Raw genomic sequence first — 13,036 nt, forward strand, 5'->3', positions numbered from 1 at the left:
AATGGAAGGAACAAAGATAAAGCTCGACCACGACTAGAAAATCCATAATTTCGTCCTCTCCACCTTCACTCCAAAATCACCATCCTCTAATCCTTCCCGACAGTGGCAACTGGTAACGCAAATTGGAAATTACAGAGGCAACTGGTCGCCCTGCACTCCACGTATCCTCATCCTGCGCTATACCAAGCTCGGCAAGCTTGTTCTTGATAAGCTCTCGGAATCCATTTATGCCAGCAGGCACACATATCTGCCCTCTCCCTATGCGCGATTCGGGATGATTCATTCTAATTTCATCCTTATTTCATCAAAAACGCTTTACTATTTCCTGGGATTTCATCACATTTAAATATTCAAAAGGCATAATATTCACAGTATCGATCTATGGCTGCAACTATTGAGAGTATATATAGAGAACTGAAACTCCTAAGAACGGAAATAAAAGACCTAAAGAGCTTGCTTGTTCCCGAAGTTGAACCTGAAAATGATGAACTTGAAGCTATTGTTGAAGGGGAGAAGGAATTCAAGTCTGGTAAATATACGGATTGGCGAGCATTAAAAGCAAAAAAGGTCTTGAATGTTTAATGTTGTTTTGACGAAAAAAGCTGAAAAAAGTCTTGCACGTCTACCCGAAGATGTTCAAAATAGCTGTGGGGAGATATTTGATGAACTTCAAGCCTCTTTTGCTCCTCTTAAGTTAGTGTAAAGAAAATGATGATAACGGCGGCGTTCATAGAGATCAGAACTTAAATAGACAGGAAATACAACATAACAATTATAACAGAATAAAGATATAGAAATATAATACCATGGTAAATGTGGCAAAAAAAGAATTAATCTTGCATGAAATGGAACATATTCCAGAACCCCTTTTAGATGAAGTACTGGATTTTATCCATTTTCTCAAAACAAAGACCGTTAAAGAAAAGCTGGAAACAGCGATTGCAAGTGAATCTTCCCTTAAAAAGGATTGGCTGAGGGAAGAAGAAGATAAGGCATGGCAAGATTTGTAAAAGGGGATGTTGTTGTCGTTCCTTTCCAGTTTTCAGATCTAACGCAATCTAAAAGACGCCCAGCGCTGGTCATTGCAGAGTTAACAGGAAAAGATATAATTCTATGTCAAATAACGAGCCAATGGATAAATGATGATTATGCTATCCAGATCGATGATAAAGACTTCGCGAAAGGCAATATTAAACAAAGAAGCCATATTAGACCAAACCGGATTTTTACAGCAGATAGCGGCATAATTTTATATTCTGTGGGACATCTCAAAAAGAAAATTATTGATGATGTTATAGACAAAATCATTGAAATCTTGCGGCGATAAAGTCTCCAACTTACGCTATCAATTTCATTTTATCTATAGCAGTCCGGAGAGCTTGTATTTGAAAAGATAATAGGTTCAAGTACAGCGCTTGTGAAGTACAAAATATTTTTATAAATTCCTGAATGAATATTTTCTACTGCCACAACCTATTTTTTCAGCAGCTTCCAGATGTATGGATGGATCTGTGCCCCACAAGTGGTATATCGACTTGCCGTTTATTTTCATTCGTTCATTTATCAGGTCAATCGTGGCGGCATCAATAGCTACCGGGTCTGTTCCTGCAAGTATTCCGATATCTTCCACAAAACGCTCGCCTGAAAAATTGAAGCAATCGCATCCGGGTGTAAGGTCATAAACCCAGTTGATATAACCGATGCGCCCTTTGAGCGCCCTGATAGGTCCAAGTGCTGCTTCACCTAACCTTTTTTGCATTTTAAGAGATGCATCCGCAGGAGGAATTATCGCTTCGTTGCTGCATGCATCAGCGCAGGATAATTCTCCGCAGCATTTTGAATGGTCTATCTGTGGAGGATTAATTGCCCCCCAGGGGCAAATCTCCACACAATCCCCGCACTGGATACATTTTTCAGGATCGATGGAAGGTCTTCCTACCTCATGGACTTTGATTTTTCCTGCCCTGTCAAGACATCCCATGCCCAGGTGTTTCACGGCGCCGCCGAATCCTGAGGCAGGATGTCCTTTCCCGTGGGAAATGACTATCATGGAATCAGCTTCTGCGATACCTGATGCAATCGTAATACTGTCAAGCACATCTCCATTGATCTTTATCTCTCTTCCATCCCCGCCCCTTAATCCATCTGCCACAATAAAGGGAGCATTCATACTCGCATGTGTAAATCCGTTCATGGCCGCCCCCTGAATGAGTTCTGCGGCATTAAGCTTCATACCTCTGTATAAGGTCGTGGTTTCTGTAACAAACGGTATCCCGCCTTCTTTTATTACCATGTCAACTACTGTTCTTACAATCACGGGTCTGATGTGTGTTGTATTGCCATATTCACCAGGATGAATTTTGATAGCTACAATATCTCCTTTTTTTACAGGTGATATATCCGGAAATATTTCTTTTATCTGCTCCGGCTGATTATCCTCTGGTTTTGTAATTCTGGCATCTTTAAAAATAATTTTATTCAATATTGTCACATCCTGTTTGACTATATATGCAACAGTATTAATTAAGATTTTCAATAGAAGTAATTAGCGTCATGAGCATTCATATATTTTTTTTAAAGCGACCATCAACCTCAAATTCAAAAAAAAATAGCTATTAAACTATAGAGAACTAAAATAAACAATAATAAAACTTATAACAACTGAATAAACCCAAAAACTTTCATTATATTTAATATCATTAATGCTCATAATGATGATTATGAAGACGCATGCTTCAATGCAAAAACAGACGTGCTCAAAAAACAAAGAACAAAAATGGAGATAGTATATGTTAGAAACATCCGAAGAAAGGGTGAAATTATTAAAATCTGGAATTTCAGCCAAAAAAATAGAACAGCTTTACATTACAAAAAATGATATCAAAATATTAAGTGTTCCTGTGCTCTTTGAGACAGTTGAAATACATCAGGAAATCGAAGGTAATGGATTTTTTTGTGAATTAACTCCTGAATACGTGAACGCTTAACAAAATTTATATGTGCTGAACGCGTTAACAAGGCAGCCTATGAGTGTTATTGTTAATCGTTATAAGTGCGGTTACTGTGGAGCCTGCGTGGGAGTGTGTCCTGTTGGCGCACTCGAACTGGCGGAAACATGGATTGAAGTGGATAATACCTGCACGAGCTGCGGAGCATGTGCAAAAATATGTCCTGTTGGGGCGCTTGAGCTGGTGGTAATAAGATGAAATCCAGTTATGATGTTATTATAGTTGGGGCAGGTCCCGGTGGTTCGATAACTGCAAAAACCTGTGCACAAGCAGGGCTGGAAGTGCTATTGATTGAGAAAAGACAGGAAATAGGAGATCCGGTAAGATGTGCTGAGGGAGTTGGAAAAGAAGGTTTAGTAAAACATATTCAGCCTGATAGCAGATGGATAGCTGCCGAATTAAAAGGCTCGAAGATATTTGCTCCTGATGGAACTGAGATCAAAATGTCCGAAGAAGCATCAAGCCAAAAAGCGGGTTTTAATCTTGAAAGAAAAGTTTTTGACCGTGTGCTTGCGCAGCAGGCAGCCATGGCAGGCGCAGACGTCATGGTAAAAACCAGAGCCATGGGATTATTAAGTAACAACGGAAGCATTTCAGGTATAAAAGCCATGTATATGGGAGAAGTCACTGACATCAAGGCCAGCATAGTCATTGGGGCTGATGGTGTGGAATCCAAGGTCGGCAGGTGGGGAGGAATAGATACTTCATTGAGACCTGTAGATATCAACACATGCACCCAGTTCCTTGTTTCAAATATTGATGCGGGTGAGTACAACAAATTTTACGTTGGAGAAAAATATGCGCCTGGAGGTTACCTGTGGTTATTTCCCAAAGGAGAACATACGGCAAATGTAGGCCTGGGAATACTCGGCAGCAAATGCGGCACTGTGAAGCCGATTTCATTGCTCCATAATTTCATGAAAACTTATATGCCTGAGGGTAAGATCATTGAAATGGTAGTGGGAGGCGTTCCCGTAAGCGGGCCGATAAAACAAACAGTGGCGGATGGTCTTATTCTTGTAGGTGATGCAGCAAGGCAGTCAGATCCCCTGACAGGAGGAGGTATCATCAATGCAATGGATGCAGGAAAAATTGCAGGGGAGGTATGTATCAAGGCAAAAGAAAAGGGAGATTATTCGGTTAAGATACTGAAAGAATACGAAGATAGGTGGCGCGCCACGATAGGAAAAGAATTGAGTAAATCCCTGATGATAAAAAATCTTCTTATAAAGGTGTCAGACGAGCAGTTAAACCAGCTAGCTCATTCACTATCCGGGATAGATACCAGCAAGATGGCTCTGCCAAAAGTGCTGCCAATTTTATTTAAGAAAAATCCGAAGATATTGTGGGAATTAAGGACGCTATTTATATAAATTCATTTAAAAAAGCACATAATCATTTGTGACAGGATTTACCGGATCGACAGGATTCGATTTATATAGTTAATCCCGTCGATCCTGTCTATATCATTCCTTCCCGAAGAAGCTTCTCATCATCGGGTGCATTTCCATCATCTGCTGGCTTGCAATATCCTCATACAACCTGTACATGATACTGACTGTCAGCAATAGTCCTGTTCCGCCTGCCCCGCCAAGAGTACCAAGTAAACTTGCAATGAGTGTAAGAATCCCGATAAATGCCCCGCCTATAACTGTTACTTTGGGAACATACCGCTGCATTACGCGTTCAAGTGTCCCGCTGCTTCTGCGATAGCCCGGAATCTGCATTCCCGACTTCTGGATCTTTTCGGCGACCTGCTTTGCGCCCATTCCTGTGGTTTCGACCCAGAAAAGAGCAAAGATTATACCTCCAATGATAAGCATGGACGCATCAGTGAAAACATGCAGGATTATCTTCCATAACGCAGGTTCTGCTACACCAAGGTTCGTAAATCTGGGTCCAACAAGACTGGGTATCCAGTCACTCGGCCCGTTTATGGGCGAAAGGTAATACATGAGTCCATCGACAGCGGTTCCTTGTTTGTAAGTTCCCAGCGTCGTTATATTTTTGCTTGAAAGAATCAGGCCTATCATCTGGATATTTGCCTGAAGAGCCCTGACAAGGATCATTGGCAAAACGCTTGCATATATGAGTTTTACAGGGAATCGGCCGCGTGCTCCTCTTACAGCTGCATGGGCAAGGGGTATCTCGATACGCGTGCTTTCCACGTAAACTACCATCAGATAAATAATTATTGTACTTAACAGCGCAAGTATTCCTGCATTGTAGAGGAACAGGACTTTGTTTGTCAATATATAATTCAAGTCGACACCGGATGTAGGACCAGCCATGAATATCCATTTTGGAAAGATACCTATCGGAGTTCCTGTGTTATCTGCATTCCAGTTGAACAGGCCCTGTACAATCTGCTGCGATACGCCGGCGATAATAAACATTCCAACACCTGAGCCTATTCCCCACTTGGAAACTATTTCATCCATATAGAGAATTAATACACCGCCCATACAAACCTGGATGAATAACAACAATGTTATGTAGCTTACAGGAACACCCAGAGTAGCTGCCAGTCCGGCATCTGCTTTCATAAATCCACCAAGGATCTGCGGCAGGGCTTCAAGAGCGATCATTACAAAAACAAGAAGTTTCTGCAAACCCTGGAAGATAGCCTGTTGATGTGGATCAGTCAGATCCATTTTTATGACATTTGCTCCCACAAGCAATTGCAACACTATTGAAGCTGTCACTATCGGACCTATTCCCAGGACCATCAGTGAACCGGAAGCTCCGGCGAAGAATGCCCTGTAAAGTTCGAACAGATCGATCGAGCTTTTATCCAGCCCGAATAGCGGGATATTGGCCAAAACGAAATACAGGACAAGAATTCCCAGTGTCCATCCAAGTTTTTTCTTAAAATGCACATGGCCTTCCGGGCGTGTAACCGCAGGAAGACGGTTCAATAGGGGTGCAAGACTTTCAAATGCCATATTTTTTTACTCTTGTTTTATCTATTCTGGTTTTTCTAAAGGGGAAATTATCTGCCCTTTAGCTTCTTCAATCTTCTGCTTTGCGACAGACGAGAACTCGGAAGCGGTTACAAATAATGGTTTGGTTACTTTTCCACTGCCAAGTACTTTTTCTATACCGATACTGCCAAGGTCAATGTGGAATGCATTTCCTTTCTTTTCTGCAAATCCATCTGTTACCAGTTGCTCAATGGCCTCATCGATCTCTCCGATATTTACGATGATCAAGTCTGATGTCACGGACTGCGGGCGTTTGAACCCGTGTTTACCAAAAAGCAAGCTGCGATGCATTGAGCGGACAAAGTGATGCTTGCATGTTCCGGCATTCCCGCGTCCACCTCTGCTGCCTCCACCTCTCCGGTTCTTATGCGTGCCTCCGCCACATGTCCTTGAACCCCTGAATTTCTTGGTTTTTTGTTTGCTCATGATAGTTACCTCATTTTCGTTAACAGGGCATTGATCTGGGTTCCGTGGAATCCGAGATCTCCTCCTTCCTGGAAAGTTCTCTTGGTACCTTTCAGGCCTTTTCTTGCCGGATGCATCCTGAAAACAGGTTTCATTTTAGGAATGTCAGAGATTGATGTGCTTCCTTCGCATATGGATTTAGCCAGTTCCTTGAAGGATTTGAATTTTGTGTTCTGGCTCAGGTATTCCTCAGTAAGATCATCCCCGCCTTCGAGCTTGCCCCTGTTCTCAAGCATTTCTGCAAGTGTTTCAGGGGTTATGACTCCCCATGCAACGTAATCCTTTGCTTTATGGATCATTCCATGATAGGTGGGTGTTTCAGGGACGACCACACAGTGATTTACCCTGTCAAGGCGCAACATTCTTAATGTATCCCTGATATCCTGCCTGGTTTTTACTTCTCCGCGAAGTTTTACTATAGCGTACATTTTTCACACCTTCATAGTTGTTGTCTTTATAAGTGCATCAAAAGTTGCTTTTGCGAAATTAAGGGTTGTTCGCGTTTCACCGCTGACTTTTGTCCATACATCTTTTATTCCTGCAATCTCAAGCACTTTTTTAGCAGTCCCGCCTGAAGCAATCCCAAGTCCACGGGGAGCAGGCAAAAGTCTGACTTCCACGCTTCCGGTTTTACCCTTTACTTCAAAAGGTACTGTATGACCCTGCCCGCAGCCGCATTCCCATGAACCGCAGCCGCGTTTAATACCGATCACATTCATCTTGGCAGTGTCTATCGCTTTTCGGATGGCTATTCCAACCTGGACATCTTTTCCCTCTCCGATACCAATAAAACCATCACCATTGCCAACAATGACTGTTGCCCTGAATTTTACTCTTCTTCCTGAGTCTGTCATTCTCTGGACCATATTGATATCAAGAACTTCATCTCTGATCTCGGGGAGCAACGCATCCACAATCTGAGACTCTCTTATCGGTAATCCCGATGCAAGGGCTTCACTCATTGTTGTAACCTGCCCCTCCTTGACCAGTTTACCCAGTCTTGTCTGAGGGAACCATTCCTCTTTCTCTTGTTCAAATCCTTTGTCTCTCATTTTATTCACCTGAATTCGCCCTCGATTTTTTGTTTAACGGTCTGGAATTGTTCTGCAATATTGGTTTTTCTGTATTTATCAATATGCTTTCCCATGATCCTGTCTTCCGATGGGAATATTGCCGGGTCATGGGGTATATCAAGACCTGCATCTACTGCACCTTTTAATGCTGCAAACAGCAGTCCACCCCTGGTAGTATGGTATAATCCCAGGTCGGTTATTGCCTCAGTCTGTCCTTTTTTCTTTGCCCTGTATCCAAGCAATAATCCCGCCAGATACGCTGATGTGATATTCCCGGTCGGGGCAGCATAGCCATATTTTTTTAAATCCTGTGTGTTGGCCGAGACGAGTGTCGCATCTCCTGCTGATTGAGGTACTATTATCTGTATCTGCGTGTTTTTCAGGCTTTTCCTGATCACAAGCCTGGGCTTTTTTGATATCAGCAATTGCTTTCTTGTGCGATAATCCGTTTTGCCCATCCTGACTCTTCTGAATTTTACTTTGTATCGTGATCCTGTTGCCATATTCAAGCCTCCCTGGCTTTAAGCTGTTCCACATGGGCAATAAGATGTGCCCTGCTTCTGTATTCCCCGCCTTTGGCTTTGCGGTATAATTTCCGGTATGTTGAGACTTCAATGGTCTTATTCTCTTTCATTTCCTTAAGCTGGCTGCGTAATGCACGGATCTTTTTCATCCATTGTTCTTTCTTCGGGTTCCTTGCTCCTTTTGCTCCCGATCTTGAACCATGGCCTTTCCTGTGTCCGTATGCACGCGTCTGGGCAACTTTCCGGGCTCTTCCGCGGCTTACTCCCTTGATATTCCTTTTTCCAATCTTCTCTTCGCTGATCAATTTACGGATATCTTCCCGCGTAAGAGCTGTTGCTATATCCTTGAACGCTTCGGGATCCATCCATACGCGGTTGACCCCGATATCCATAACTTCTGCCGCAAGTCTTCTCTGATTTGCAAGATCTGCCATTTTAATCTACCTTCTGTGTGGGATTTAAAATCTTCAATCCCAGTTCTGCAGCTTTTTTCTCGATAATGCTGCGCTTTCTTGCTCCCACAGTTGCGCCTATTCTTCCAGCCTGCCTGTCGGTCTTAAGAGATTCAACTTCTTTAATATTATTTACAATGATCTCTTCAAATCCTGATGGATGAAGCCCGCGAACAGCCGCCGGACTTCCGTATCCTGCTTCTACAAGAGGGCATTTTCCATGCTTCGCATACCTTGTCTTATTATGTATGCCGTCCGGTTTCCTCCAGTAATCTGCAAGCTTCTTCTTTTTATGGGAATCTGTCTGCTTGAATGTGGGTTTCTTACTTTTCTGTTTTTTTCTTATATTAAGAAGTCTTTTTGTTTCTGTGTCGAGTGTGATAGTAACAGGTGATGCTTCGATTTTCCCAGCAGTCTCCTCTCCTGTCTCTGTCTTTTCTTCTTCGATCACCATCTGGTCGGCAGAGGCTTTGATCTTCCGGCCAAGTTTTTCGCCTATTCCTTTTATGCCTGCAATCTCTTCTTCGCTTGCATTTTTTACAGATTCTATCGTCTCGAATCCCGCATCATAAAGAATTTTCGCTTTGGCCTTGCCAACACCATCGATAGTTGTAAGTTGTTTGATCGCTTCATTTTCCATATTTTCACCTTCCTTACTGTTCCACGAGGTAAACCCCGTCCTGGAACACCCTGGGATCAAATCGTTTGATCTTTGTAGCTGTGCGGATGTTGGCTGCTGTCTGCCCTACATCTTCCTTATTGATACCGTTAAGGATGACCTGGTCGCCTTTTATCGTGACTTTTGTGTTACCCATGATATTGGCTTTTCTTGCCTTCTTTTCACCCAGGAAATTAGCAATTATTACCTTGTTCCCTTCGGTTTTTATCTGGATAGGGAAATGCGAATAAACGACTTTCATCTTATATTCGTATCCCTTAGTCACGCCTGCGATCATATTTTTTAAGTGGGACTCATACGTACCAAGGATAGCGAGCTGTTCCCTTCTTGGAATGTTAGTCTCCACAGTAATTTCCAAACCAGCTTTCTTTATGGCAACTCCCGGATACCAGAGTTTTTTCTGGAGCTGACCCTGCGGGCCTGATACCGATACGTTTGTGGTATCGATGTTAATATTGACGCCTTCAGGGATCTCTATAGTTCTTTTTGTTTCCATACTATCACCTAATAAACGAAAGCAAGTAATTCTCCGCCAATGCCATTATCCCTGGCTTCACTGTGGGTCATAACACCCTCAGGAGTTGTCAGGATAATAGAGCCGAAGCCCTTTGCTGGCAAATACCGCTTTTCCCATTTTTCAAAATCGGTATTTCTCACTGCATGACGCGGTCTGATTACGCCGCATTTGTTGATTTTTCCTTTAAGCTGTACCTTGAAATTGCCCGATTTCCCATCATCGATGAATTCGAAATCGCCAATATAAGCTTTATCCTTCATGACTTTAAGCACGTTTCCTATTAATTTTGAAGCGGGCTTGATAGTACAATCGGGTTTGCCTATGATTTCTGCATTTTTTATTGTTGATAATGCATCTGCAAGTGGATCTAATAACATTGTAATCACCTATGTATATTTCTCAAAGCCCATCTGGTATGCTGTGTCCCTGAAGCACTGCCTGCAGAGGTATAATCCATATTTCCGGACTAGCCCCTGTTTCCTGCCGCAGCGTTTGCAGGCATTGGCACCGGCTCCAAATTTTTTATTACTTCGTTCCATTTAAATTACCTCCACACCGTATTTCTCTTTAACAAAAGAAATTACGTCGTCTTTTTTCAATCTGTGATCATGGGATACTTTATGTTTCTCGATTTTTCTTGATTTTATCCTGTATCCCGCTCTTTTTAAAGCCACATTGATATCCATTCCGTAGATACCAATTGAGGGATCGTATTTCATTCCCGGAAAATCGGTATGTTCTTCAATTCCGAAAGAAAAATTCCCATTTTCATCGAATTGTGTTGCACTAATCTTATTTTCAATGATCTTCAATGCAGTTTTAAGGAATTCCTGTGCATGGTTCCCTCTTAAGGTCACCTTGCAACCGATCGGTTCATGTTTCTTTATTGAAAAATTCGGCAAGGTTTTTTTTGCCATGGATCTGACGGGCTTTTGCTTTACGATAGTCCCGAGCAATTTTTCTGCATTGGTCAGTCGCTCGCCTGATTCTCCGGTACACATATGTACAGTTACTTTATCAATTGAAGGCGTTCTCATCGGATTCATTTATACCACCTTGATTTCTGGTGTGGTTTCACCGATCATATATACATAATCTTCAATTGTCTCAAACTCCCCCTCATTGGATATTGCTACCATGTTCGTTCCTGAGCCCCTGACTTTTCGGATCTGCTTGATCTTCCCGATCTCACCCGAATGTTCGCCTCCGACGATCATCGCAAGATTTCCGGTTTTGTAGCCAATATGTTTTATTATCTTGCGGTCTGCGGGATCGAGAATTACAGTATCAAAAGTCTTGTAATCATTGGATGCAAGGACATTAGTACCATCGTGCAGGTTAAGCTGTACAGCCCCTTTCCTGACAATTGTTTTATTGTTTACCCTGCATAGCTTCCCGGCATTTGCATCTTCTTTGAACAGTTTGAACCTGTTCTTTGAATCAAAAAGAACACGATAGTATTCATTAGTAGCTGGTAATGATATTATATCAAAAAGACCGACCATGTATTTATAATCGGTTCTTATCACACCATCTATGCAAATATTCTTTTCATTAATTATCCTTTTAGCTTCCCTGGCATTGTTTGCGATCTTAAGGATATCACGTACGACCACAAGTAGTGGAATACCTGTTTCCGTTGAATGGGCTCCGGGATTTGCCCCAACTACCCAGTGGTGTGTTTTTCTGGTAATAGGCCATGATATGGGCGCTGCTACTCTTTTCTGATGTGTTGCCATTTAATCACCCAGGCGTCTTTCATCTTTTGTTTCTAATTTCGTTATCATTACATTCGAAGGTTGTACCGGTCTTGGCACTTCTGTGCCATCGGATTTTGTAACGCTTACACCATCAACTGTAATTGTCATGCTTGTAAGATTAACTACTGCTACCTTTCCTTCTGTGCCTTTATGGTCTCCGCGCATTACTTTGACAGTATCTCCTGAATGAATGGGAATGCTCTTTATTTTATGTTCTTCCCGGAGTTCAGGACTTAACATCGCACCCATGAATTTATGTCTGATATGGAGAGGAGCCTGATATCTGGATTTTCTTTGTTTTCTTGGTTGTGTTGATACCATTTTTTTCACCTACACTATTATCGAAGCTGCGGATGAAATTTTAGAATAGCGTTCCGCTGCTTCCCTGGCTACAGGTCCTTTTATTTCCGTACCCTTGGGCACGCCTTCATCATCTACGATCACTACTGCGTTATCTTCAAAAGAGACTCTCATTCCATCGGGGCGCCTGAATTCCTTTTTCTGGCGTATTATAACAGCTTTGAACATCTGTTTCCTTGTTTCCGGGGTTCCTTTTTTAACGCTTACGATAAGAGTATCTCCAACACCGCCGCGAGGCATTCTGTTCCTTACACCGCGATATTTCAATACCGATATGACTTCTACAATTCGCGCACCTGTATTATCTGCAACTTCCATTCGGGCCGCTGTGTTTATTGCGCGGGGTATTTTTGCCTTCATCCCTCTCATTTTAGCACCTCAATTATTACATAGGATTTTGTCTTACTCAGGGGGCGGCATTCAGCAATCGTTACTTTTGCACCTTCTTCTGCATTCATGCAGGGAGGGTTATGAGCATGTACTTTGGTTTTCCTTTTCTCGTATCGCTCATATTTTGTGTTCTTTTTCACATATGTTCTCTGCACGACCACCGTTTTATCCATTTTGTCGCTTACGACTACTCCACTTAATACCTGTCCTCTGACCGGCAGGCTTCCATGGAACGGACAATTCGGGTCTGTGCATTCTTTTGTTGGCGGTTGAACATCCAACCCAATATCACGTGTCATTATTATACCTCTTTTATTTCCTGAATTTTTTCTTGAATTTTGTCTGGATTCTGTTTTCGGGTTGCGAGAGCAATAATCTTCCGTCAACTTTTATTGTTAAAGGCAAGTAACGTTTGCCGTCAACCGACGGAATTGTGAATTTAAAAGATGAACAGGATTTTGGAATGTTTTTTTCCCGGACATCAGTTTCTATGGTCAATAAATTTTTTGTTTCATTAACTATTCTTCCCTCAATTCCTATGAGGGACATGTTCGTACTGTCCACTACCTGCGTATCAAGACCAATGATTTCATGGTGTATGATATTGTGTGGTGTCAGCTTCATTACTTATTTATCTCCGTCTGAATCGTTTTGATCCTTGCTATCGTCCTTTTTATTTCTTTCATCTTTCCCGGACTTTCAGGAGCGCCGCCTGCTGAGGCAATGGCGCGTTCCCTGATCAGTTCCATTAGTATTTTATCCAGTTCATCCTGCCTTTCATTGTCGTTCATTTTCCGTATTTCATCACTTCTCAATATTGCCAT

Annotated in this window: 23 protein-coding genes and 1 pseudogene; 6 read left to right on the top strand and 18 right to left on the bottom strand. The window is 42.2% G+C overall.

The features are described from left to right. Positions 1-76: 76 nt before the first annotated feature. Entirely contained in the window at positions 77-283 is a 207-nt protein-coding gene (locus FIB07_00170) for a hypothetical protein (GenBank protein ID NJD51266.1), read from the bottom strand. Positions 284-381: 98 nt separating this feature from the next. On the opposite strand from FIB07_00170, the gene FIB07_00175 reads away from it, so the two are divergent. From FIB07_00175 to FIB07_00185, 3 genes are all read left to right on the top strand, one after another. Beyond that, a complete protein-coding gene (locus FIB07_00175) occupies positions 382-582 on the top strand; it encodes a hypothetical protein (GenBank protein NJD51267.1) in 201 nt (66 codons plus the stop codon). A gap of 233 nt (positions 583-815) precedes the next feature. Continuing rightward, positions 816-1,010, top strand: a complete 195-nt coding sequence (locus tag FIB07_00180; GenBank protein NJD51268.1) for a DUF2281 domain-containing protein — start codon at positions 816-818, stop codon at positions 1,008-1,010. Further along, the gene (locus FIB07_00185) at positions 995-1,327 is read left to right on the top strand and encodes a type II toxin-antitoxin system PemK/MazF family toxin (protein NJD51269.1); all 333 of its coding nucleotides are present in this window, start codon (positions 995-997) and stop codon (positions 1,325-1,327) included. The genes FIB07_00180 and FIB07_00185 overlap by 16 nt, the downstream gene beginning before the upstream one ends. A gap of 108 nt (positions 1,328-1,435) precedes the next feature. Here the strand turns inward: FIB07_00185 and FIB07_00190 are convergent, their stop codons facing one another. Then, positions 1,436-2,482, bottom strand: coding sequence for a DUF362 domain-containing protein (locus FIB07_00190; protein NJD51270.1), 1,047 nt, complete (start codon positions 2,480-2,482; stop codon positions 1,436-1,438). A gap of 307 nt (positions 2,483-2,789) precedes the next feature. Between FIB07_00190 and FIB07_00195 the strand changes: the two genes are divergently transcribed. Genes FIB07_00195 through FIB07_00205 form a run of 3 tightly spaced genes read left to right on the top strand, consistent with a single transcriptional unit; the run spans position 2,790 to position 4,381 of the window. Further along, complete coding sequence (locus FIB07_00195) at positions 2,790-2,987, top strand: hypothetical protein (GenBank protein NJD51271.1); 198 nt, start codon at positions 2,790-2,792, stop codon at positions 2,985-2,987. 39 nt (positions 2,988-3,026) lie between these two features. Further along, on the top strand, positions 3,027-3,206 hold the full coding sequence (locus FIB07_00200) for a 4Fe-4S dicluster domain-containing protein (GenBank protein ID NJD51272.1): 180 nt from the start codon (positions 3,027-3,029) through the stop codon (positions 3,204-3,206). Next, entirely contained in the window at positions 3,203-4,381 is a 1,179-nt protein-coding gene (locus FIB07_00205) for an NAD(P)/FAD-dependent oxidoreductase (protein NJD51273.1), read from the top strand. The genes FIB07_00200 and FIB07_00205 overlap by 4 nt, the downstream gene beginning before the upstream one ends. A gap of 93 nt (positions 4,382-4,474) precedes the next feature. Here FIB07_00205 and secY read toward each other — a convergent pair whose 3' ends face one another. The 16 genes and pseudogenes from secY to rpmC form a co-directional block, all read right to left on the bottom strand. Then, on the bottom strand, positions 4,475-5,953 hold the full coding sequence (secY, locus tag FIB07_00210) for a preprotein translocase subunit SecY (GenBank protein ID NJD51274.1): 1,479 nt from the start codon (positions 5,951-5,953) through the stop codon (positions 4,475-4,477). A gap of 21 nt (positions 5,954-5,974) precedes the next feature. Continuing rightward, positions 5,975-6,418, bottom strand: coding sequence for a 50S ribosomal protein L15 (locus tag FIB07_00215; protein NJD51275.1), 444 nt, complete (start codon positions 6,416-6,418; stop codon positions 5,975-5,977). 5 nt (positions 6,419-6,423) lie between these two features. Continuing rightward, entirely contained in the window at positions 6,424-6,885 is a 462-nt protein-coding gene (locus tag FIB07_00220) for a 50S ribosomal protein L30 (GenBank protein ID NJD51276.1), read from the bottom strand. Positions 6,886-6,888: 3 nt separating this feature from the next. Continuing rightward, positions 6,889-7,509: a 30S ribosomal protein S5 gene (locus FIB07_00225; protein NJD51277.1), complete on the bottom strand. Its 621-nt coding sequence runs from the start codon at positions 7,507-7,509 to the stop codon at positions 6,889-6,891. Positions 7,510-7,514: 5 nt separating this feature from the next. After that, a complete protein-coding gene (locus tag FIB07_00230) occupies positions 7,515-8,033 on the bottom strand; it encodes a 50S ribosomal protein L18 (protein ID NJD51278.1) in 519 nt (172 codons plus the stop codon). A gap of 2 nt (positions 8,034-8,035) precedes the next feature. Next, complete coding sequence (locus tag FIB07_00235) at positions 8,036-8,488, bottom strand: 50S ribosomal protein L19e (GenBank protein ID NJD51279.1); 453 nt, start codon at positions 8,486-8,488, stop codon at positions 8,036-8,038. A 1-nt stretch (position 8,489) separates the two neighbouring features. Then, complete coding sequence (locus FIB07_00240; GenBank protein ID NJD51280.1) at positions 8,490-9,146, bottom strand: 50S ribosomal protein L32e; 657 nt, start codon at positions 9,144-9,146, stop codon at positions 8,490-8,492. 13 nt (positions 9,147-9,159) lie between these two features. Next, positions 9,160-9,681 carry a 50S ribosomal protein L6 gene (locus tag FIB07_00245; protein ID NJD51281.1) on the bottom strand — a complete coding sequence of 174 codons (522 nt, stop codon included), beginning with the start codon at positions 9,679-9,681 and terminating at the stop codon, positions 9,160-9,162. Positions 9,682-9,689: 8 nt separating this feature from the next. Beyond that, positions 9,690-10,079: a 30S ribosomal protein S8 gene (locus FIB07_00250; GenBank protein ID NJD51282.1), complete on the bottom strand. Its 390-nt coding sequence runs from the start codon at positions 10,077-10,079 to the stop codon at positions 9,690-9,692. Positions 10,080-10,088: 9 nt separating this feature from the next. Then, a complete protein-coding gene (locus FIB07_00255) occupies positions 10,089-10,241 on the bottom strand; it encodes a 30S ribosomal protein S14 (protein NJD51283.1) in 153 nt (50 codons plus the stop codon). Next, a pseudogene (locus FIB07_00260) lies at positions 10,242-11,441 on the bottom strand (30S ribosomal protein S4e). Beyond that, on the bottom strand, positions 11,442-11,783 hold the full coding sequence (locus FIB07_00265; protein ID NJD51284.1) for a 50S ribosomal protein L24: 342 nt from the start codon (positions 11,781-11,783) through the stop codon (positions 11,442-11,444). It lies immediately after the preceding pseudogene. Between the two features lie 9 nt (positions 11,784-11,792). Then, positions 11,793-12,191, bottom strand: a complete 399-nt coding sequence (locus tag FIB07_00270; GenBank protein ID NJD51285.1) for a 50S ribosomal protein L14 — start codon at positions 12,189-12,191, stop codon at positions 11,793-11,795. Next, complete coding sequence (locus FIB07_00275; GenBank protein NJD51286.1) at positions 12,188-12,511, bottom strand: 30S ribosomal protein S17; 324 nt, start codon at positions 12,509-12,511, stop codon at positions 12,188-12,190. The genes FIB07_00270 and FIB07_00275 overlap by 4 nt, the downstream gene beginning before the upstream one ends. A gap of 13 nt (positions 12,512-12,524) precedes the next feature. Continuing rightward, on the bottom strand, positions 12,525-12,836 hold the full coding sequence (locus tag FIB07_00280; GenBank protein ID NJD51287.1) for a ribonuclease P protein component 1: 312 nt from the start codon (positions 12,834-12,836) through the stop codon (positions 12,525-12,527). Further along, complete coding sequence (gene rpmC, locus FIB07_00285; GenBank protein ID NJD51288.1) at positions 12,836-13,036, bottom strand: 50S ribosomal protein L29; 201 nt, start codon at positions 13,034-13,036, stop codon at positions 12,836-12,838. The genes FIB07_00280 and rpmC overlap by 1 nt, the downstream gene beginning before the upstream one ends.

The organism is Candidatus Methanoperedens sp. (genome assembly GCA_012026795.1).
GTDB lineage: Archaea > Halobacteriota > Methanosarcinia > Methanosarcinales > Methanoperedenaceae > Methanoperedens.

Bases quoted from the DNA above. Each gene is read 5' to 3' on its own strand.
- FIB07_00265 (NJD51284.1), bottom strand. From the start codon at position 11,783: ATGGTATCAACACAACCAAGAAAACAAAGAAAATCCAGATATCAGGCT.
- FIB07_00280 (NJD51287.1), bottom strand. From the start codon at position 12,836: ATGAAGCTGACACCACACAATATCATACACCATGAAATCATTGGTCTT.
- FIB07_00250 (NJD51282.1), bottom strand. From the start codon at position 10,079: ATGTTATTAGATCCACTTGCAGATGCATTATCAACAATAAAAAATGCA.
- rpmC (NJD51288.1), bottom strand. From the start codon at position 13,036: ATGGCAATATTGAGAAGTGATGAAATACGGAAAATGAACGACAATGAA.
- FIB07_00275 (NJD51286.1), bottom strand. From the start codon at position 12,511: ATGACACGTGATATTGGGTTGGATGTTCAACCGCCAACAAAAGAATGC.
- FIB07_00245 (NJD51281.1), bottom strand. From the start codon at position 9,681: ATGGAAACAAAAAGAACTATAGAGATCCCTGAAGGCGTCAATATTAAC.
- FIB07_00235 (NJD51279.1), bottom strand. From the start codon at position 8,488: ATGGCAGATCTTGCAAATCAGAGAAGACTTGCGGCAGAAGTTATGGAT.
- FIB07_00175 (NJD51267.1), top strand. From the start codon at position 382: ATGGCTGCAACTATTGAGAGTATATATAGAGAACTGAAACTCCTAAGA.
- FIB07_00220 (NJD51276.1), bottom strand. From the start codon at position 6,885: ATGTACGCTATAGTAAAACTTCGCGGAGAAGTAAAAACCAGGCAGGAT.
- FIB07_00240 (NJD51280.1), bottom strand. From the start codon at position 9,146: ATGGAAAATGAAGCGATCAAACAACTTACAACTATCGATGGTGTTGGC.
- FIB07_00195 (NJD51271.1), top strand. From the start codon at position 2,790: ATGTTAGAAACATCCGAAGAAAGGGTGAAATTATTAAAATCTGGAATT.
- FIB07_00215 (NJD51275.1), bottom strand. From the start codon at position 6,418: ATGAGCAAACAAAAAACCAAGAAATTCAGGGGTTCAAGGACATGTGGC.
- FIB07_00230 (NJD51278.1), bottom strand. From the start codon at position 8,033: ATGGCAACAGGATCACGATACAAAGTAAAATTCAGAAGAGTCAGGATG.
- FIB07_00200 (NJD51272.1), top strand. From the start codon at position 3,027: ATGAGTGTTATTGTTAATCGTTATAAGTGCGGTTACTGTGGAGCCTGC.
- FIB07_00170 (NJD51266.1), bottom strand. From the start codon at position 283: ATGAATCATCCCGAATCGCGCATAGGGAGAGGGCAGATATGTGTGCCT.
- FIB07_00225 (NJD51277.1), bottom strand. From the start codon at position 7,509: ATGAGAGACAAAGGATTTGAACAAGAGAAAGAGGAATGGTTCCCTCAG.
- secY (NJD51274.1), bottom strand. From the start codon at position 5,953: ATGGCATTTGAAAGTCTTGCACCCCTATTGAACCGTCTTCCTGCGGTT.
- FIB07_00255 (NJD51283.1), bottom strand. From the start codon at position 10,241: ATGGAACGAAGTAATAAAAAATTTGGAGCCGGTGCCAATGCCTGCAAA.
- FIB07_00205 (NJD51273.1), top strand. From the start codon at position 3,203: ATGAAATCCAGTTATGATGTTATTATAGTTGGGGCAGGTCCCGGTGGT.
- FIB07_00270 (NJD51285.1), bottom strand. From the start codon at position 12,191: ATGAGAGGGATGAAGGCAAAAATACCCCGCGCAATAAACACAGCGGCC.
- FIB07_00185 (NJD51269.1), top strand. From the start codon at position 995: ATGGCAAGATTTGTAAAAGGGGATGTTGTTGTCGTTCCTTTCCAGTTT.